Source organism: Streptomyces sp. MZ04 (assembly GCF_004684775.1).
GTDB lineage: Bacteria > Actinomycetota > Actinomycetes > Streptomycetales > Streptomycetaceae > Streptomyces.
On sequence record NZ_SRIC01000009.1, the window covers coordinates 1 to 19,874 of the forward strand.

Genomic DNA, 19,874 nt, shown 5'->3' on the forward strand with positions numbered 1-19,874 from the left:
CGCCCACCCCCGCCGACTGGCCCACCGACGAGGCGGCCGCCCGCGCCGTCCAGGACGGACTGCGCCCCCGGGTCGTCCTCGACGAAGCGGGCCCGCCGCCCGGCACCGGGCACATCACGGGAGTCGACGTCGCCTACGACGACGAGCGGGACGTCGTGGCCGCCGCGCTCGTCGTCCTGGACGGGGCGACGCTCGACGTGGTCGAGGAGGCGACCGCGGTCGGCCGCGTGGCCTTCCCGTACGTGCCGGGACTCCTCGCCTTCCGTGAGATCCCCACCGTCCTCGCGGCCCTCGGCGCCCTCAAGACCGACCCCGGCCTCCTGGTCTGCGACGGCTACGGCATCGCGCACCCCCGCCGCTTCGGCCTCGCCAGCCACCTCGGCGTCCTCACGGGTCTGCCCACCATCGGCGTCGCCAAGAACCCCTTCACGTTCTCGTACGAGGCTCCGGGCACGCCGCGGGGCAGCGCGGCGCCCCTGCTCGACGGGACGGACGAGATCGGCCGCGCCCTGCGCACCCGCGAGGGCGTCAAGCCGGTCTTCGTCTCCGTCGGCCACCGGGTGAGCCTGGACAACGCCTGCGCGCACACCCTGCGGCTGACGCCCCGCTACCGGCTCCCGGAGTCGACCCGGCGGGCGGACGCGCTGTGCCGCGCGGCGCTGCGGGAGGCCACCGCGGGCTGAGCGTGCGGCGCGCTACCGGGCGGCGCGCTACAGGGCGGCGCGCTACAGGGCGGCGGCCACCCGGAACGTGAGGCCCGCCGCCGTGAGCCGCGCCGTCAGCGCGTCACCCATGGCGACCGCGGTGGTCACTTGCCCGGCCACCGCGGGCAGGCCGTCGTCGAGCGCCAGGCACAGCGCCCCCTCGCCCAGCATCTTCGCCGTCTCGTCGTACCCGGGATCACCGCCGGATACCTCGGTGAACACCCGCTTCCCGCCGCCCTCACCGACGAACCGCACGGAGAACCAGCTCTTCGCCCGCCGCTCGGCGCTCGGCCCCTCACCCGGCTTGATCCGGTCCGACAACCACCGCCGCGCGGGCGGCAGTTGCGCGGCCGCCGCCAGAGCGCCGACGGCCGCCACGCCGCCCACCGCGAACGGCAGCGTCTTCACGGCCGCGTAGTGGCGGTAGCGGAAGTCGGGCCCGTACCGCTCGAGGGCCCGCGCCGAGCGCTGCACCACCTGCGGGTCGATCGTCGGCAGCGGCAGGGCCCACGCGCCGACCTCGCCGGCGTACCGGGGAGCGCTCGGCGGGGCGTACGCCTTGCGGCCCACCAGGCGCGGCTCGTGGCGCCTGCGGTCCCGCGCGGCGGCCAGCATCTTCGGACCCCGCGCGAACTGGCCGAGCGCCGAGGCGAACGTGCCCCCGGAGAACATCGCGTTGCTGCGCACGAAGCCGTCGACGCGCAGTGGCACCCCCTCGGGCAGCTGGCGCACGGTGAAATAGGCGCCCAGGTCGTGCGGGACCGAGTCGAAGCCGCAGGCGTGCACCAGGCGGGCACCGGTCTCCCGCGCGCGGGCGTCGTGGCGCACGTACATGAGGTCGACGAACTCCGGCTCCCCGGTGAGGTCCACATAGTCCGTGCCCGCGTCCGCGCACGCGGCGACGAGTTCCTGGCCGTACGTGATGTACGGGCCGACGGTCGTGGCCACCACGCGCGCGTGGGCGGCCAGTTCCCGCAGGGACGCGGGCTCGGCCGCGTCCGCGTGGAGGAGAGGGAGCTCGGCGCAGGCCGGGTGCGTGCCGGCCAGGCGCTCCCGCAGCCGCTCCAGCTTCCCCTTGTCGCGCCCCGCGATCGCCCAGCGCAGCCCCTCGGGCGCGTGCGCGGCGAGATACTCCGCGGTGAGCGCGCCCACGAAACCGGTCGCTCCGAAGAGCACGATGTCGTACGTGCGGTCCTTCGTACGTTCCTTGCCGTTCTGGCCGTTCTGGCCGTTCTGACTGGTCATGGCACCTCTCCGCCGTGCACCCCGCGCCGTTGTCGGTGGCTGAGGCTAGCGTGAGTCCCGGGGCGGTGTACCAGCAGGTAACCGTGGCCCCGGTGCAGGCGCCGCACGGCTTGTCCCCGGAATTGCCTAAGCGCTTGCTTGCTAGGGTCTTGTGCAGAGTGGAACACGTTCTTAGCATCACTGGTGTTACATCAGTTGTGTCACAGAGGTGGGGGCTCAATGACAGTGCAGGACAAGGGCGTTCACGGTCCGCTCGCCGGAGTGCGGGTGGTGGAGCTCGCGGGGATAGGGCCCGGCCCGTTCGCCGCCATGCTCCTGGCCGACCTCGGCGCCGATGTCGTACGCGTCGACCGGCCGCGCGGCGGCGGGGGGCTCGTGATCACCTCCGAGTACGACATCACCAACCGCAACAAGCGGTCCGTGATCATCGACCTCAAGGCGGCGGACGGCGCGGACCGCCTCCTCGACCTGGTCGAACGCGCCGACGTCCTCATCGAGGGCTACCGTCCCGGCGTCGCCGAGCGCCTGGGTGTCGGGCCGGACGACTGCCACGCCCGCAACCCGAAGCTCGTCTACGGACGGATGACCGGCTGGGGGCAGGAGGGCCCGCTCGCCCAGCGTGCCGGGCACGACATCGGATACATCGCGATCACCGGCACCCTCGGCATGATCGGCTCCCCCGACGAGGCGCCCACCATCCCGGCGAACCTCATCGGCGACTTCGCGGGCGGCTCGCTCTACCTGGTCGTCGGCATCCTCGCCGCGCTCAACCACGCGCGCGTGCACGGCACCGGGCAGGTCGTGGACGCCGCGATCGTCGACGGCACCGCGCACCTCACCTCGCTGATCCACGGCATGCTCGCGGCCGGCGGCTGGCAGGACCGGCGGGGCTCCAACCTCCTGGACGGCGGCTCCCCGTTCTACGGCAACTACGAGACCGCGGACGGCGAGTACATGGCCGTCGGCGCTCTGGAGCAGCAGTTCTACGACGAGTTCATCGCGCTGCTCGGACTGCCGGACGAGGCGCCGCCGCGCAAGGACGTCGCGCGCTGGGCCGAGCTGCGGGAGGCCGTCGCGGCCCGCTTCAAGGCGCGTACGCGCGACGAGTGGACGGCCGTCTTCGAAGACACCGACGCGTGTGTGGCGCCGGTGCTCTCGCTGCGCGAGGCCCCGGGACACCCGCACCTCGCCGCCCGCGGCACCTTCGTCGACCACGGCGGGATCACCCAGCCCGCCCCCGCGCCCCGCTTCTCAGCGACCCCGACGGAGATCCGCCGCGGCCCCGCCAAGCCCGGCGCCGACACCGCGGACGTGGCCCGCGACTGGGACGTACCGGCGCTCGCCCCGAGCGACGTACCGACGAAGGAAGCCGACTGATGCAGCTCTCCACACCGCTCGCCTACGAGGGCGACGCGCGGCGGGCCGCCGACGACGTGGCCGCCCTGGAGTCCGCCGGTCTGGACGCCGTCTGGGTCGCCGAGGCGTACGGCTTCGACTCGCCCACCATCATGGGCTACCTGGCCGCACGCACCGAGCGCATGCGGATCGGCGCGGCCGTCCTCAACGTCTACTCGCGGACTCCGGCCCTCATCGCCCAGACGGCCGCGGGGCTCGACGCGATCTCCGGCGGCCGCGCGATCATCGGGCTCGGCGCCTCGGGCCCGCAGGTCGTCGAGGGCTGGCACGGCAAGCCCTACGACAAGCCGCTCGCCCGCACCCGCGAGGCGATCGAGCTGACCCGCCGCATCCTGCGCCGCGAGGTGATCGACCACCACGGCGTCACGGACATGCCACTGCCCCCGGAGAAGGGCGGCAAGCTGGGCAAACCGCTGAAGATCCTCACCAAGCCGGTCCGCTCCGAAGTGCCGCTGTACATCGCGTCCCTGGGCCCGGCCAACGTCCGGATGACCGCCGAGATCGCCGACGGCTGGCTGCCCACCCTGTTCATCCCGGAAAAGGCCCACCAGGTGTGGGGCGCCCCGCTCGCCGAAGGCAAGGAGAAGCGCGATCCGGCGCTCGGACCCCTGCAGACGGTCGCCGGCGGGCTGCTCGCCATCGGTGAGGATGCGGCCGCCACCCGCGATCTGGCGCGCCCCAGAATCGCCCTCTACGTAGGCGGCATGGGCGCCCCGGGGAAGAACTTCTACAACGACGTCGCGGTCGCGTACGGCTACGAACAGGAGGCCGCGCGCATCCAGGAGCTGTACCTGTCGGGCCGCAAGAAGGAAGCCGAGGCGGCGGTCCCCGACGAGTTCTGCGAGCTCATGTCGCTGTGCGGGCCCGCCGGTTACGTACGCGAGCGCGTCGAGGCCTTCCGCGAGGCGGGCGTCACCATGCTCAACGTCATTCCCGTCGGCCCCGAGCCGGCCAAGTCGATCGAGACCGTCAAGGGCTGGCTCTAGGAGGCCGTAGGTGAAGCGTCAGATCTTCTCCGCCGAACACGAGGCGTTCCGCGAGACCGTCCGCACGTTCCTGGCCAAGGAAGTGCTGCCCCACTACGAGGAGTGGGAGAAGGACGGCATCGTCAGCCGTGACGCGTGGCGGGCGGCGGGCAAGCAGGGGCTCCTCGGGCCGGCCGTGCCGGAGGAGTACGGGGGCGGCGGGAACGCCGACTTCCGCTACAGCGCCGTCATAGCGGAGGAGTTCACGCGCGCGGGCGCGCCCGGACTCGCGATCGGCCTGCACAACGACATCATCGGCCCGTACCTGACCTCGCTCGCCACCGACGAGCAGAAGCGGCGCTGGCTGCCCGGTTTCTGCTCCGGCGAGATCATCACGGCCATCGCGATGACCGAGCCGGGCGCGGGATCCGACCTCCAGGGCATCCGCACCACCGCCACGGACGAGGGCGACCACTGGCTGCTCAACGGCTCCAAGACGTTCATCTCGAACGGCATCATCGCCGACCTCGTGATCGTCGTCGCCAAGACGACCCCGGAGGGCGGCGCCAAGGGCCTGTCCCTCCTTGTCGTCGAGCGCGGCACGGAGGGCTTCGAGCGCGGCCGCAACCTCGACAAGATCGGCCAGAAGTCCCAGGACACCGCCGAGTTGTTCTTCAACGACGTACGCGTCCCCAAGGAGAACCTCCTCGGCGAGCTCGACGGCGCCTTCATCCACCTGATGACGAACCTCGCGCAGGAGCGCATGGGCATCGCCGTCGCCGGGATCGCCGCCGCCGAGCACCTCCTGGAGATCACCACGACGTACGTCAAGGAGCGCGAGGCCTTCGGGCGGCCGCTCTCCAAGCTCCAGCACATCCGCTTCGAGATCGCCGAGATGGCGACCGAGTGCGCGGTCACCCGTACGTTCCTCGACCGCTGCATCGTCGATCACTCGAACGGGGAACTCGACGCCGTGCACGCCTCGATGGCCAAGTGGTGGGCCACCGAACTGCAGAAGCGCGTCGCCGACCGCTGCCTCCAACTGCACGGCGGATACGGCTACATGACCGAGTACCGCGTCGCCAAAGCCTTCACCGACGGCCGCATCCAGACGATCTACGGAGGCACGACCGAGATCATGAAGGAGATCATCGGCCGCTCCCTGCTCGCCTGAGGTCGCCCTCCCGTCCGACCCCTCACCCTCACGTTCCTTGCGAAAGGCTGCAGTCTTGACCACCGAAGCGTACGTATACGACGCGATCCGCACCCCGCGCGGACGCGGCAAGGCCAACGGCGCCCTGCACGGCACCAAGCCGATCGATCTCGTCGTCGGCCTGATCCACGAGATCCGGGCGCGGTTCCCCGGCCTCGACCCGGCCGCCATCGACGACATCGTCCTCGGTGTGGTGGGCCCCGTCGGCGACCAGGGCTCCGACATCGCGCGCATCGCGGCCATCGCCGCCGGGCTGCCCGACTCCGTCGCGGGCGTCCAGGAGAACCGCTTCTGTGCCTCGGGCCTGGAGGCGGTCAACATGGCCGCGATGAAGGTGCGTTCGGGATGGGAGGACCTGGTCCTCGCGGGCGGCGTCGAGTCGATGTCGCGCGTCCCGATGGCCTCGGACGGCGGCGCCTGGTTCGCCGACCCGATGACCAACTACGAGACGGGCTTCGTGCCGCAGGGCATCGGCGCCGACCTGATCGCCACGATCGAGGGCTACACGCGGCGTGACGTCGACGAGTACGCGGCCCTCTCCCAGGAGCGCGCCGCGGCCGCCTGGAAGGACAACCGCTTCGAGCGGTCCGTCGTGCCGGTGAAGGACCGCAGCGGTCTGACCGTCCTCGACCACGACGAGCACATGCGCCCCGGCACCACCGCCGACTCGCTCGGCAAGCTGAAGGCGTCCTTCAAGGACATCGGCGACCTCGGCGGCTTCGACGCCGTCGCGCTGCAGAAGTACCACTGGGTCGAGAAGATCGACCACGTCCACCACGCGGGCAACTCCTCCGGCATCGTGGACGGCGCCGCGCTCGTCGCCATCGGCTCGAAGGAGGTCGGCGAGCGCAACGGCCTCACCCCGCGCGCGCGGATCGTCTCCGCGGCCGTCTCCGGCTCCGAGCCGACCATCATGCTCACCGGTCCCGCACCGGCCGCGCGCAAGGCGCTGGCCAAGGCGGGTCTGACCATCGACGACATCGACCTCGTCGAGATCAACGAGGCCTTCGCGGCGGTGGTGCTCCGCTTCGTGAAGGACATGGGCCTGTCGCTGGACAAGGTGAACGTCAACGGCGGCGCGATTGCGTTGGGCCATCCCCTGGGCGCGACCGGGGCGATGATCCTGGGGACGCTTGTCGATGAACTGGAGCGCAGGGACCTCCGGTACGGGTTGGCCACGTTGTGCGTGGGCGGAGGCATGGGGATCGCCACGATCGTGGAACGGGTCTAGCGCCGTGGGGCCTGGGGAGCGTCGCCGACCGCGGGCCGGTGGTCCGTCCTCGCGCAGTTCCCCGCGCCCCTGAAAGCTGCGGCTTCGCCGCGCTTTCCCCTGGGAGACGGCGCACGAAGTGCGCATCTCCAAGGGGCGCGGGGAACTGCGCGACCGGCCACGACGCGCCCGCGGTCGGCAACGGACATGACAGCCCACCCCATCAGCCGCTCACCCGCACCACCAGACTTCACGGAGACCGCACCATGACGCAGAGCACAACCATCCGCTGGGAACAGGACGACACCGGCGTCGTCACCCTCGTCCTCGACGACCCCAACCAATCCGCGAACACCATGAACCAGGCGTTCAAGGACTCCATCGCGGCGATCGCCGACCGCGCGGAGGCCGAGAAGGACTCCATCCGCGGCATCATCTACACCTCCGCCAAGAAGACCTTCTTCGCGGGCGGTGACCTGAAGGACATGATGCAGGCAGGACCCGAGAACGCCCAGGCGGCGTTCGAGACGGGCACCGCCATCAAGGGCTCCCTGCGCCGCATCGAGACCCTGGGCAAGCCCGTCGTCGCCGCCATCAACGGCGCGGCCCTGGGCGGCGGTTACGAAATCGCCCTCGCCAGCCACCACCGCGTCGCCCTCGACGCGCCCGGCTCCAAGATCGGCCTGCCCGAGGTCACCCTCGGCCTGCTCCCGGCGGGCGGCGGCGTGACCCGCACCGTACGCCTGATGGGCATCGCGGACGCGCTCCTGAAGGTGCTGCTCCAGGGCACCCAGTACAACCCGAAGCGCGCCCTGGAGAACGGCCTGGTCCACGAAGTGGCCGCCACCCGCGAGGAGATGATCGAAAAGGCCCGCGCCTTCATCGACGCCAACCCCGAGTCGGCCCAGCCCTGGGACAAGCCCGGCTACCGCATCCCCGGCGGCACCCCGGCCAACCCGAAGTTCGCGGCGAACCTGCCCGCCTTCCCCGCCAACCTCAAGAAGCAGATCAACGGCGCCCCCTACCCGGCCCCGCGCAACATCCTCGCGGCCGCCGTCGAGGGCTCCCAGGTCGACTTCGAGACCGCGCTGACCATCGAGGCCCGGTACTTCACCGAGCTGGTCACCGGGCAGACCGCGAAGAACATGATCCAGGCGTTCTTCTTCGACCTGCAGGCCGTCAACTCCGGCGCCAACCGGCCCAAGGGCATCGAGGCACGCCCGGTCCGCAAGGCCGCCGTCCTCGGCGCCGGGATGATGGGCGCGGGCATCGCCTACTCCTGCGCCCGCGCGGGCATCGAGGTCGTCCTGAAGGACGTCTCCGCCGAGGCCGCCGCCAAGGGCAAGGCGTACTCCGAGAAGCTGTGCGCCAAGGCGGTGCAGCGGGGACGTACGACCCAGGAGAAGGCCGACGCGCTGCTCGCCCGCATCACGCCGACCGCCGACCCGCAGGACCTCGCGGGCTGCGACGCCGTGATCGAGGCGGTCTTCGAGGACACCTCGCTCAAGCACAAGGTGTTCCAGGAGATCCAGGACATCATCGAGCCGGACGCGCTGCTGTGCTCCAACACCTCGACGCTGCCCATCACCCAGCTCGCCGAGGGCGTTACACGGCCCGTCGACTTCATCGGCCTGCACTTCTTCTCGCCTGTCGACAAGATGCCGCTCGTCGAGATCATCAAGGGCGAGCGGACCGGGGAGGAGGCCCTGGCGCGCGCCTTCGACCTCGTACGCCAGATCAACAAGACGCCGATCGTCGTCAACGACTCGCGCGGCTTCTTCACCTCGCGCGTGATCGGGCAGTTCATCAATGAAGGCGTCGCGATGGTCGGCGAGGGCATCGAGCCCGCGTCCATCGAGCAGGCCGCCGCCCAGGCGGGCTACCCGGCGAAGGTCCTCTCCCTGATGGACGAGCTGACCCTCACGCTGCCGCGCAAGATCCGCAACGAGTCCAAGCGCGCCGTCGAGGAGGCCGGCGGCACCTGGGCCGGGCACCCCTCGGACGCCGTCATCGATCGCATGGTCGACGAGTTCGAGCGCCCCGGCCGCAGCGGGGGAGCGGGTTTCTACGAGTACGTGGACGGCAAGCGTGCGGGGCTGTGGCCGGGCCTGCGCGAGCACTTCGCCAAGCCGGGCGCCGAGATCCCGTTCGTCGACATGAAGGAGCGGATGCTCTTCTCCGAGGCGCTCGACACCGTGCGCCTCCTCGAGGAGGGCGTCCTGACGTCCGTCGCCGACGCCAACATCGGCTCCATCTTCGGCATCGGCTTCCCCGGCTGGACCGGTGGTGTGCTCCAGTACATCAACGGCTACGAAGGCGGCCTGCCCGGATTCGTGGCACGCGCGCGTGAGTTGGCCGACCGCTATGGTGAGCGGTTCACGCCGCCCGCGCTGCTGGTCGAGAAGGCTTCGAGTGGCGGGAAGTTCAGCGACGTCTGACCTCGGTCACCGCTCGGGTTCCGCCCTTGAGGGGGCGGAACCCGAGCCACCGCCCCGGCGTCGTATCCTCTCCTCCCGTAAGACATGATCACGACAAACGGAGGGTGACACTCGCTGTGCGGTTCACAACTGGGGGAACGACGCGCGTCATCGGCGTCGGAGTGCTGGTCCTCTCGCTGGCCCTGACGGGCTGCGGGGGCAAGAAGAAGAACAAGAAGCACAAGTCGGGTTCGGGTTCGTCGCACAGCCGCACCATCGGCGGCGCGACGGGCGGATCCAGCAGCAAGGGCAAGGGAGCCGGTTCGCTGAGTGGCGCCCAGGACGCGAAGGCGATCCTGCCGCCCCTCGACACCATGCCCACCGCCCTGCGCAACGTCTCGACGAAGCCCTACAGCCGTGCCAAGGCACCGTCCGTGTGCAAGGACCCGGGCGGCAAGTGCAAGGGAGCCGTCGCCAACGGGCAGGTCGGCTACCGCAGCAACAACAAGGGCGAGAGCGCCAGTTACGACCTGATCGTGTACAAGAACGGGACGGCCGCCGAGCGCGCCTTCCACGCCTGGAAGAGCTACGCGGAGAACAACCACCGCGAGCTCAAGGTCCTCGACGGGCCGCCGCAGGGCAACGCGAGCATCACCTACGGGTACACGGACCCCGCGATGAAGACCTCACAGCGGATCGTGATCCTCCAGGGCAACTTCGTCGCCACCCTCGACGTCCGGGACAACTCCGGTCAGGCGAACGCGAGCAAGGACCTCCAGGTCCTCTCCGAGGTCTACGCCACGCGGATGCTGCAGGCCACGCAGGACGAGACGCCGTCGGCCACCGCGGCCAACATCACCGTGTAGCCAAGGAGTTCGAAGGAGTGGCTCAGCTCTCCTTGAGCCACTCCCGCAGCTCCTCCTTCAACGACCGCTGGAACGCGGTCACCAGGGCCTGCACCACCATCGGCTGCATATGGGCCGAGAGGGACCGCATCGCGGCCACGTGCTCCGGGTCCGACTCCCGCTCCCGGTAGGGGCCCCACACCTCGTCGCGGAAGAGCCGGGACAGTTCGTGGGCGGCGGACCGGGTGTGCTCCATCAGGACCGTGCGCGCCGCGAGGATCGTCTCGTGCGCGATCGGGACGTCGAGCAGCCGCGCGCCCAGGCGCAGCAGACCCGGATCGACGCGGTACGTCCCCGGCGGCTCCGTCCGCGCGACGACGCCCATCGCCGCGAGCCGCTCCAGGTCCTCGTCGTCCAACGACCGGCCCGCCCTGCGCTCCAGCTCGGCGCGGTCGACGTCCTCGGGCGAGTCGGGTGCCCAAGAGGCCACCACTGCGCGATGGATGGCGAGATCGTGGGCGCTCAGATCGGGCGGCAGCTGCTCCAGGTACCGCTCGATCGCGGCGAGGGTCATGCCCTGGTGCTGCAACTCCTCGATGAGCGCGAGCCGGGAGAGATGGTCCTGGCCGTAGTGGCCGACGCGGCGCGGGCCGATCACGGGCGGCGGCAGCAGGCCCTTGGTGCTGTAGAAGCGGATCGTGCGGACGGTGACGCCCGCGCGCGCGGCCAGTTCGTCGACCGTGAGCGTCGGCCCTTCGGTGTCCGACGTCGTCGTCATCGACATGGCAGCGCATCGCCTCCCCGTTGTGCGGCCCCGTGCACCGATCCGGTGCAACAGTATTGCTGTCTCACCACTGTTGTGAAAGCGTCCCGGCCAGTCACTTGCTTCGTCGATGACGCCAGGAGGCGGTCATGACCACGATCCTGCGACTTCCCGGGGACCCCGCCGACATCACCCTCCCCGCCCTGCTGCTCCGCAACGCCGAGGACCACGGCGACCTCCCCGCACTCTCCTGGCGCACCTCGACCGACGGCGAGTGGACGACGCTGACCTGGCGCGAGGCACGCCGCAAGGTAGCCGTCCTCGCCGCCGGATACGCGGCGTTCGGCGTCGGGCGCGGCGAGCACGTCCTGATGATGATGGGCAACCGCCCCGAACACTGGCTGAGCGACCTCGCCCTCGTGCACCTCGGCGCGGTCCCCGTCACCGTCTACGGGACATCGGCCCCCGAGCAGATCGCGCACATCGCCCGGCACAGCCGCGCCCGCTTCGCGATCGTCGAGGGCGCCCACGAGCTGGCCCGCTGGGAGCCCCTCCTGACGGACACCGAGACGCCACTGGAACGCCTGGTCGTCGTCGAGGCGGCCGATGCGGGCCCGCACCGCACCTACGGCTCCCTGCACGCCACAGGAGGCCGGCTCTTCAACCCGGACGCCTTCGAGAAGACCTGGCGCGAGTCCGGCCCCACCGACCCGCTCACCGTCGTCTACACCTCCGGCACGACCGGCGACCCCAAGGGCGTACGCATCACGCACCGCAACGTCCTCCTGGACAGCGTCGCCCTGGACGGCGTCGTCGAGCTGCCCGATCACGTGGAGCACATCTGCTACCTCCCCTTCGCCCACGTCGCGGAGCGGATGCTCGGCATCTACCTGGCGGTGTTCCGCGCCGCGCACGTCCACCTGTGCGCGGACCCCACCGCCGTCGCCGCGACGGCGCGCGAGCTGCACCCCGCGCAGTTCTTCGGTGTCCCGCGCGTGTGGGAGAAGCTCGCCGCGTCCGTACGGGCCGCGCTCGCGGGCCTCCCCGAGCAGCAGCGGGCGGCCATCGAGGCGGCGAACGAGACGGCACGCGCGCGTGTGGAGTACGTCGAGCGGGGCGAGGAACCGCCGGCCGAGCTGGCGGCGGCGTACCGCGAGGCCAAGGAGACGATCCTGGACCCGCTGCTCTCGCTGGCCGGATTCGATCGCCTGGTGTGGACGGCGAGCGCGTCCGCGCCGATGCCGCTGGACGTCGTGCGGTTCTGGGCGGGCTTCGGCATCGTGATCATGGACGCGTGGGGCCTCACGGAGACCACGGGTGTCGTCACCATCAACAGCCCCTCCTCCTTCCGGCTCGGCTCGGTGGGCAAGCCCCTGGCGGGCCTCGAGGTCCGCATCGCCGATGACGGCGAGATCCTGGTGCGCGGCGGGACGGTCTTCGACGGCTATCTGCTGCCCGACGGCGGCGTCGAGCCGGCCTGCGACGCCGACGGCTGGTTCGCGACCGGCGACATCGGGCGGCTCGACGAGGACGGCTTCCTCTGGCTCACCGACCGCAAGAAGGAAATGATCGTGACCTCGACGGGCAAGAACGTCTCGCCCGCGCTCGTCGAGAACACCCTCAAGGAGCACCCCCTCATCGGCCAGGCCCTCGTCCACGGAGACGGCCGCTCCTACCTGGTGGCGCTGCTCGTCCTGGATGCCGAAATGGCCCCCGCGTGGGCGGCCGCACGCGGGATCACGGGGAATTTGACGGAGAGCGAGGCCGTGGCGGAGGAGATCGCACGCGCTGTGGAGGCGGCCAACGCCCGTCTCAACCGCACCGAGCAGATCAAGCGCTACCGCCTCCTCGCGGGGGAGTGGGGCCCGGAGACAGGGGAGTTGACGCCGTCCCTGAAGCTGCGCCGCAGGGTGATCCGGCAGAAGTACGAGGACGTCATCGAGGGGCTGTACAGCCCGTGACAGACGAGTGACGGAAGAGTGATGGACGAGTGATGGACGAGTCGTACAGCCAGTGACCCATGGCCTGTACACCCAGTTGTCATCGGCTGTACACCCCCTGCCCACCATGTGAGAAGTGCCGCTATGTGACGTGCGCCACCGCATGTCGGGGGATCTCTGGGGGAAGGTGTCGCGTCGGTCCGCGCACGTCAGGGGTGTCGCGGGCCGGAGCACATCCGGACACCGGAGTTCTTCCGGGCACCAGAGAGTAGAACCCCCACGTGAGCAAGGAAGCCGTAGATTCGGCCGCCCTGGACGCATCCCGCACAGATGCGTCCCAGGCCCCCGCGGACGCCGGCGACGCCGGTTACAGCAAGGACCTCAAGGCCCGCCACGTCAACATGATCGCGATCGGTGGCGCGATCGGAACCGGACTCTTCCTCGGAGCGGGCGGCCGCCTGCACTCGGCGGGCCCCGCACTCGCCGTCGCGTACCTCGTCTGCGGCATTTTCGCCTTCTTCGTCGTACGCGCCCTCGGCGAGCTGGTCATCTACCGGCCGTCGTCCGGTTCGTTCGTCTCGTACGCGCGTGAGTTCCTCGGCGAGAAGGGCGCCTACGTAGCCGGCTGGATGTACTTCCTCAACTGGTCGACCACCGGCATCGCCGACATCACCGCGATCGCGCTCTACACGCACTACTGGAGCTTCTTCACCGACATCCCGCAGTGGGTGCTCGCGCTGATCGCCCTCGCCGTCGTCCTCGTGATCAACCTGATCTCGGTGAAGATCTTCGGCGAGATGGAGTTCTGGTTCGCGATCGTCAAGGTCGCGGCCCTGGTCGCCTTCATGCTGATCGGCATCTTCCTGCTGGTCACCCAGCACGAGGTCGGCGGGCAGACGCCCGGCCTGAGCGTGATCACCGACAACGGCGGCTTCCTGCCGCACGGCATCATGCCGGTCGTGATCGTGATGCAGGGCGTCGTCTTCGCGTACGCCTCGCTCGAGCTGGTCGGCGTCGCGGCGGGCGAGACCGCCGAGCCGCAGAAGGTCGTCCCGCGCGCGGTGAACTCCATCATGTGGCGCGTCGGCCTCTTCTACGTCGGCTCGGTCATCCTCCTCGCGCTGCTGCTCCCCGGGTCGGTGTACTCGGCGGACCAGAGCCCGTTCGTGACGGTCCTTTCCAAGATCGGCGTCCCGGCGGCCGGTGACGTGATGAACCTGGTGGTCCTCACGGCCGCGATGTCGTCGCTGAACTCGGGCCTGTACTCCACGGGCCGCATCCTGCGCTCGATGGCGATGGCGGGTTCGGCACCGAAGTTCACCGCGAAGATGAACAAGAGCCAGGTCCCCTACGGCGGCATCCTGCTCACCTCCGCGGTGTGCGTGCTCGGCGTCGGCCTCAACTTCCTGATGCCGAGCCAGGCCTTCGAGATCGTCCTGAACGTGGCGTCCCTGGGCATCATCAGCACCTGGGTGATCATCATGATCTGTCACCTGGCGTTCGTCCGCCGCGCCAAGGAGGGCCTGCTCACCCGGCCCGGCTTCCGGCTCCCGGGCAGCCCGGTCACGGAGATCGTCACGATCGTCTTCCTGCTGGCCGTGCTCGGCCTGATGTGGAAGGACCCCGAGGTCGGCCGCAAGACGCTCTACCTCATCCCGATCATCGCCGCGGCGCTGGTCACGGGCTGGTACGCGATCCGCCGCAACGTGGACCGCGAGGCCGAGACCCTCATGAAGGCCGGCAAGTAACAACGCGCGGGCCACTGTCAGTGGCAACGCCTACGGTGGCGTCATGTCGGAGATCACGTATGTCCGGGGTGACGCCACCGTTCCGTTCGGCAAGGGCACCAAACTGATCGCCCATGTCTGCAACGACCTGGGCGGCTGGGGCAAGGGCTTCGTCCTCGCGGTGTCGCGGCGCTGGCCGGAGCCGGAGAAGGCGTACCGCCGGTGGCACCGCGAGCGGGCCAAGAACGACTTCGGCCTGGGTGCCGCCCAGTTCGTCCAGGTCGGCCCCCGGCTGTGGTTGGCCAACATGATCGGCCAGCACGGCATGCGCACCGGCAGCAAGGGCGTACCCGTGCGCTACGAGGCGATCGACGCGGCCCTGTGCCGGCTCGCCGACAAGGCCGCCGAACTCGACGCCTCCGTGCACATGCCGCGCATCGGCTGCGGACTCGCGGGCGGCACATGGTCCCGCGTGGAACCGCTCATAGCCGAGCGCCTCTCGGGGCGCGGGATCGCCGTGACGGTGTACGACTTCGGGGACTGAGCCCCTGCGCGTCCTCGGGGCGACGTGATGAGCCTCACCCAACTCCCTTGCAGATGCGCGGTGTTGTGCACGGATGAGCGGGTAGGTCACCGGCATGCAGCTGATCGCGATGAACCTGGGGCCGCTCAAGCCGGATCCTCACCACCTCGTTGTCGCAGCCGTGCTCTTCGGCTCCGTCTTCCTCGTGGTCAGGCGGATTCTGCCGCGCCTCGACCGCGTACTCGAAGTGCGCGCCGGGATCCTCGAAGGAGTCACCGGCGGAGCGGCGGCCGAGCTGCGTCTGGAGGCCGAGCGGGTACGCGACAAGCGGGAGGCGATGCTCGCCGAAGCCCGCCACGAGGCGGCGCTGGTGCGCCAGCAGGCCCGCGAGGAGGGTGCCGCCCTGATCGCCGCCGCCCGCGAGGACGGCGTGCGCGAGCGGGCTGAACTCGTGGCGTCGGGCCAGGCCAGGATCGAGACCGAGCGTGCGTCGGCGGAGGCCGAACTGCGCGGACAGGTCTCCGAGTTGGCGTCGGAGCTGGCGAGCAGGATCGTGGGCGAGCCGCTCCCGGCGGCGACGGGTTCGGGCCGCTAGGTGCGGGAGCGCCCCGAAGGGGCGCGGGGAACTGCGCGACCAGCCAGAGCGCACCCGCGGACGCTATGGGCGCTCTCACCCCCACGGCGCCTGCGCGGCGCTGCATCCGCCGGAGAGGCCAAGTTTCGCCTGGCGCCGACCCCGCCGGCCCGGCAGGCTCACACCATGGGACAAATGGTGTCGGTCAAGGGCGGCCAGGTCTGGGCGGAAGATTCGGGCGGCAACGGATTGCCGCTGGTCCTGCTGCACCCGGGGGTCGCCGACTCCCGCATCTGGGACGGGATCCTGCCGCGCCTCACGGAGCGGCACCGGGTCGTCCGCTATGACGCGCGCGGCTACGGCAGGTCACCGGCCCCGACCGCCGCGTTCTCGCTGGCCGAGGATCTCGGCGCGGTGCTCGACCACTTCCGGATCGGCCGCGCCGTGCTCGCCGGGTCCAGCATGGGCGGGGCCACGGCCATCAGCCTCACGCTCGACGACCCCGCGCGGGTCGCGGGGCTCGCCCTGGTGGTGCCGGGCATCACCGGCCGTTCCGACCTCTTCTCCGAGGAGTTCATGGCCGAGTTCGTCAGGCTCGCGGAGGCGGGCGACATGGAAGGCCTCGTGAGCCTGCTGATGCACAGCTCGGCGGCGGCCGGCACCGGCTACGACGACGAGGCCAGGGCGCACCTCCTCGCGGTCCTCCCGGCGTGGTTCGCCGCCCAGCCGCACAACGTGCCCGACCCCCCGGCCTTCGACCGTCTCGGCGAGCTCGACGTGCCGTGCGTCCTCGCCCTGGGGGAGCTGGACCAGCCCTCGGTGGTCCGCTGCAACGAGGAGATGGCCGACCGCATCCCCGGCTGCCGCCTGGTGCGCCTGCGCGGCAGCGATCACTTCCCGACCCTGCGCGAGCCGGACGCGGTCACGGATCTCATTCTGGAGGCGCATGCGGCGGCCGCGGGCTGACTCATACTGGAAGACGTACATACCGGACAACGGCCAACGGGTCAGATCAGGACAGGTCAGGTCCGGTCACCCTCCGGGAGTCATGTGATGCCCCAGCGCCAGGCCGCCCCCGAGCCGCCGCCGCCCGGCGGGATCCTGTGGGACATCGCCGGTGACGTCCGCGCCCTGCTCGCCCTGCCCGCCGCGCTCACGATGCAGGTCGCGCACCCCGCGGTGGGCGCGGGCGTCGACACCTACTCCGTCTTCCGCACCGACCCCTGGGGGCGTGGCGAGCGCTCGCTGCGGTCGCTGCAGACTTGGGTGTACGGCGGTGATGCCGCCGCCGAGGAGGGCCGCAGACTCCGTGAGCTGCACAAGACCATCCAGGGCACGGACGCCCACGGCCGCAGCTACCACGCGCTGACGCCCGGCTACTACGCCTGGGTCCACGCCACCGGATTCCCCGTCTACCGGCACGCGCGGCAGTACTTCGGCCGCCCCTTCACCCCGGCGCAGGAGCGGCAGTTGTACGCGGAGTGGCTCCAGGTGGGCCGGATCCTCGGGATCCACGACCGGGACATGCCGCAGACCCTGGACGAGTTCTGGCCGTACTACGACAAGGTCCTCGCCGACGAGCTGGAGCTGACGGCCGTCGCCGCGGAACTGGTCGCCGTGGACCGCCCGCTCCCGCCGCCGGACCGGGGCCCGCGTGCGGTGCGCCTGGTGCTCCGCGTCCTGTGGCCGCTCGTCCTGCCGCCCCTGGCCCGCTTCCGCCGCTTCCTCACGATCGGCCTGATGCCACCGGACGCGCGGCAGGCCATCGGCCTCCCCTGGACCACGACCCAGGAACGCCGCCTGCGCCGCTTCGGCCGCGCCGTCCGCACGGTGGTCCCGCTGCTGCCGGAACGCCTGCGCTACCTGCCGCTGGCCCGCGAGGCGAGAAGGCGGGAGCGTCGTCGATACGCGCCCCGCTCTTCTATCTCCAACCCGCGTTGTTCGTAGAATGGCCTGGTGGAGGACATCGATGCGATCGCGGCCCTGCAGGATCCGGTGCGGCGTCGCCTGTACGAGTATGTGGCGGCGCAGGGCCGCGAGGTCGGCCGCAACGAGGCAGCCGAGGCGGCCGGGGTGGCGCGCACGCTCGCCGCGCACCATCTCGACAAGCTGACCGACGCCGGGCTCCTCGAAAGCGGCAGCCGTCGCCTGACGGGCCGCTCGGGTCCGGGGGCGGGCCGTCCCGCCAAGGTGTACACGCGGTCGCGGGCCGAGCGTGCGGTGTCGCTGCCCGCCCGCGACTACCGCACCGCCGCCGAACTGCTGGCCGAGGCCGCCGAGGAAGCCGGGCTCGACGCCGGTCTCTGCGCCGCCGCGCGCCGCCGGGGCGAGGCCCTGCGCGGCTCGGCGGCGCCCTGCGGCGACCTCGAAGAGGCCATGGAGATGCTGGCAGCCCGCGGCTACGAACCGCACCTGGAAGGCGCCGAGGTCCGCATGCGCAACTGCCCGTTCCACGCCGTCGCCGAACGCTTCCCGCCCCTCGTCTGCGGCATGAATCTCGCTCTCCTCGAGGGGCTGCTCGGTACGGACGGTCCCGTCCGCGCGCGCATGGACGCCCGGCCGGGGGAGTGCTGCGTGGCGGTCAATCAGGATTCTGAGAGCAATCCTGATTGACCGCCCCGAAACGGCGGTTCGGTCTCAGTGCCCGTGACGGTGAGCGTGCACGCCGTTCGTCGAGGCAATGGACTTCCAGGACTTCGGCGCGGCCGAGACCCCCGCGGTACGCGCGACCCCGGCATCCCGCGCGGCAGGAGCGTCCGGCCGCGACGGCTGGTACAGCCACGTGTCGAAGAGGGAAGCCAGCGGCTTGCCGGACACCTTCTCCGCGTACTCGACGAAGTCGCCCACCGTCGCGTTGCCGTACGCGTGCTCCGTGGGCCACCCCTTCAGGATCGCGGAGAAGTCCTTCTCGCCGACCTCGTTGCGCAGCGCCTGCACGGCCAGCGCCCCACGGTCGTACACGGCGATGTCGAACTGGTTGTCAGGACCCGGGTCGCCCGGCTTGACCGTCCAGAACGGGTCGTCCGCGGGGTGCTGCGCGTACACGTAGTCCGCCAGCTCCTGCGCCGTCCCCTCGCCCTCCTTCTCCGACCACAGCCACTGGCTGTACCGGGCGAAGCCCTCGTTGATCCAGATGTCCTTCCAGCCGTCCACCGACACGCTGTCGCCGTACCACTGGTGGGCCAGTTCATGCACCACGACGGACACGTTGGCCCCGTTGGCGAACTGCCGCGGGCTGTAGAACGGCCGCGTCTGCGTCTCCAGGGCGAAGCCGCTCTTCACGTTCGGGACGTACCCGCCAAGAGCGTTGAAGGGGTACTTGCCGAAGACCGTCTCCAGCCACTCCGCGACCTCGGTCGACCGCTCGATGCTCGCCCGCGCGGCCCCCGCGTTGTCGCCGAGGTCCTTGCTGTAGGCGTTCAGGACGGGCAGCCCTTCGGCCGTCTTGTCGGTCGTGATGTCGAACTTGCCGACGGCGAGCGTCGTCAGATAGCTGGCCTGCGGCTTGTTCGAGCGCCAGTTGAAGCGGGTCCAGCCGAGCTTCGAACTCTGCGACTGCAGCGCGCCGTTGGAGATGGCCTGCGAGCCGTCGGGCACGGAGACCGAGACGTCGTACGTCGCCTTGTCGAGCGGGTGGTCGTTGGACGGGAACCACCAGGCCGCCGACTCCGGTTCCTGCGCGGCGACACCGCCGTCCGGCGTGCGGGCCCAGGCGGTGAAGCCGTTGATCTTCACCTCGGAGGGCTTGCCCGCGTAGCGGACGACGACGGTGATCGGGGTGCCCTTGGGCAGCCCCGCCGCCGGGGTGATCTCCAACTCCTGCTCTCCGGTGGCCTTGAACGCCGCCTTCTTGCCGTTGACCCGCACCTCGCTGACCTTCAGACCGAGGTCCAGGTTGAAGCGGGAGAGGTCCTGCGTCGTGGTGGCGTTGATGGTCGCCGTGCCTTCGAGCAGATCGGTCGCGGGCTGGTACTTCAGCCGCAGGTCGTAGTGCGATACGTCGTAGCCGCCGTTGCCGCTCGCCGGGTAATAGGGATCGCCGATACCCGGCGCCCCGGGGGTGAAGTCAGCGGCCGATGCCGGGATCGCCAGCAGCAGAGAGGCCGCGAGCGCGCCCGGGGCGATGAGTCTGCGGTGCACGAGAACTCCAAGTCGTAGGGACAGACCGGTAGATGGGTCCGACCTTATTGAGCTCCCCGGCCACGGGCCATGTCCATGGCCACAGCTGTCACACGATCGCCATTCGGCCGACATGTGCCAATACGCCCCACGAACCTGACACGGCCACGTACGGCCCTCTGTCGCGCGGGAGTTGACCGGTGTACCTTCCGC

Annotated in this window: 17 protein-coding genes; 14 read left to right on the forward strand and 3 right to left on the reverse strand. The window is 70.6% G+C overall.

Features of this window, described 5'->3' with window-relative positions; translation table 11 throughout:
• The coding region (locus tag E2651_RS03870; protein WP_135329539.1) for an endonuclease V at nt 1-683 on the forward strand (683 nt) is incomplete at its 5' end.
• Nucleotides 684-725: 42 nt separating this feature from the next.
• Here the strand turns inward: E2651_RS03870 and E2651_RS03875 are convergent.
• Nucleotides 726-1,949, reverse strand: a complete 1,224-nt coding sequence (locus E2651_RS03875; protein WP_135329540.1) for a saccharopine dehydrogenase NADP-binding domain-containing protein — start codon at nt 1,947-1,949, stop codon at nt 726-728.
• Nucleotides 1,950-2,168: 219 nt separating this feature from the next.
• Between E2651_RS03875 and E2651_RS03880 the strand changes: the two genes are divergently transcribed.
• The 6 genes from E2651_RS03880 to E2651_RS03905 all read left to right on the forward strand — a co-directional run bounded on the left by E2651_RS03880 (nt 2,169) and on the right by E2651_RS03905 (nt 10,036).
• Complete coding sequence (locus E2651_RS03880) at nt 2,169-3,326, forward strand: CaiB/BaiF CoA-transferase family protein (protein WP_135329541.1); 1,158 nt, start codon at nt 2,169-2,171, stop codon at nt 3,324-3,326.
• Nucleotides 3,326-4,351 (forward strand): LLM class F420-dependent oxidoreductase, encoded by a 1,026-nt coding sequence (locus E2651_RS03885; RefSeq protein WP_135329542.1) that lies wholly within the window; start codon nt 3,326-3,328, stop codon nt 4,349-4,351. Before E2651_RS03880 ends, E2651_RS03885 begins: the two co-directional genes overlap by 1 nt.
• Nucleotides 4,352-4,361: 10 nt before the next feature.
• Nucleotides 4,362-5,504, forward strand: coding sequence for an acyl-CoA dehydrogenase family protein (locus E2651_RS03890; protein WP_135329543.1), 1,143 nt, complete (start codon nt 4,362-4,364; stop codon nt 5,502-5,504).
• Between the two features lie 55 nt (nt 5,505-5,559).
• Nucleotides 5,560-6,774, forward strand: a complete 1,215-nt coding sequence (locus E2651_RS03895) for an acetyl-CoA C-acetyltransferase (RefSeq protein ID WP_135329544.1) — start codon at nt 5,560-5,562, stop codon at nt 6,772-6,774.
• A 245-nt stretch (nt 6,775-7,019) separates the two neighbouring features.
• Nucleotides 7,020-9,191: a 3-hydroxyacyl-CoA dehydrogenase NAD-binding domain-containing protein gene (locus tag E2651_RS03900; RefSeq protein WP_135329545.1), complete on the forward strand. Its 2,172-nt coding sequence runs from the start codon at nt 7,020-7,022 to the stop codon at nt 9,189-9,191.
• 116 nt (nt 9,192-9,307) lie between these two features.
• On the forward strand, nt 9,308-10,036 hold the full coding sequence (locus E2651_RS03905) for a hypothetical protein (RefSeq protein ID WP_135329546.1): 729 nt from the start codon (nt 9,308-9,310) through the stop codon (nt 10,034-10,036).
• A gap of 22 nt (nt 10,037-10,058) precedes the next feature.
• Here E2651_RS03905 and E2651_RS03910 read toward each other — a convergent pair whose 3' ends face one another.
• The gene (locus tag E2651_RS03910) at nt 10,059-10,793 is read right to left on the reverse strand and encodes a MerR family transcriptional regulator (protein ID WP_135329596.1); all 735 of its coding nucleotides are present in this window, start codon (nt 10,791-10,793) and stop codon (nt 10,059-10,061) included.
• Nucleotides 10,794-10,927: 134 nt separating this feature from the next.
• Between E2651_RS03910 and E2651_RS03915 the strand changes: the two genes are divergently transcribed.
• The 7 genes from E2651_RS03915 to E2651_RS03945 all read left to right on the forward strand — a co-directional run bounded on the left by E2651_RS03915 (nt 10,928) and on the right by E2651_RS03945 (nt 18,155).
• Nucleotides 10,928-12,739, forward strand: a complete 1,812-nt coding sequence (locus tag E2651_RS03915; RefSeq protein WP_135329547.1) for an AMP-dependent synthetase/ligase — start codon at nt 10,928-10,930, stop codon at nt 12,737-12,739.
• Between the two features lie 260 nt (nt 12,740-12,999).
• Nucleotides 13,000-14,466 carry an amino acid permease gene (locus tag E2651_RS03920; RefSeq protein WP_135329548.1) on the forward strand — a complete coding sequence of 489 codons (1,467 nt, stop codon included), beginning with the start codon at nt 13,000-13,002 and terminating at the stop codon, nt 14,464-14,466.
• Between the two features lie 43 nt (nt 14,467-14,509).
• Nucleotides 14,510-14,989, forward strand: coding sequence for a macro domain-containing protein (locus E2651_RS03925; protein WP_135329549.1), 480 nt, complete (start codon nt 14,510-14,512; stop codon nt 14,987-14,989).
• A 94-nt stretch (nt 14,990-15,083) separates the two neighbouring features.
• Nucleotides 15,084-15,563, forward strand: a complete 480-nt coding sequence (locus E2651_RS03930) for a hypothetical protein (protein ID WP_135329550.1) — start codon at nt 15,084-15,086, stop codon at nt 15,561-15,563.
• Nucleotides 15,564-15,728: 165 nt separating this feature from the next.
• Complete coding sequence (locus E2651_RS03935) at nt 15,729-16,508, forward strand: alpha/beta hydrolase (protein WP_135329551.1); 780 nt, start codon at nt 15,729-15,731, stop codon at nt 16,506-16,508.
• An 87-nt stretch (nt 16,509-16,595) separates the two neighbouring features.
• Complete coding sequence (locus tag E2651_RS03940) at nt 16,596-17,489, forward strand: oxygenase MpaB family protein (protein ID WP_135329552.1); 894 nt, start codon at nt 16,596-16,598, stop codon at nt 17,487-17,489.
• A gap of 9 nt (nt 17,490-17,498) precedes the next feature.
• Nucleotides 17,499-18,155: a helix-turn-helix domain-containing protein gene (locus tag E2651_RS03945; RefSeq protein ID WP_135329553.1), complete on the forward strand. Its 657-nt coding sequence runs from the start codon at nt 17,499-17,501 to the stop codon at nt 18,153-18,155.
• Between the two features lie 24 nt (nt 18,156-18,179).
• Here the strand turns inward: E2651_RS03945 and E2651_RS03950 are convergent, their stop codons facing one another.
• Nucleotides 18,180-19,682 carry a M1 family metallopeptidase gene (locus tag E2651_RS03950; protein WP_135329554.1) on the reverse strand — a complete coding sequence of 501 codons (1,503 nt, stop codon included), beginning with the start codon at nt 19,680-19,682 and terminating at the stop codon, nt 18,180-18,182.
• Nucleotides 19,683-19,874 lie beyond the last annotated feature (192 nt).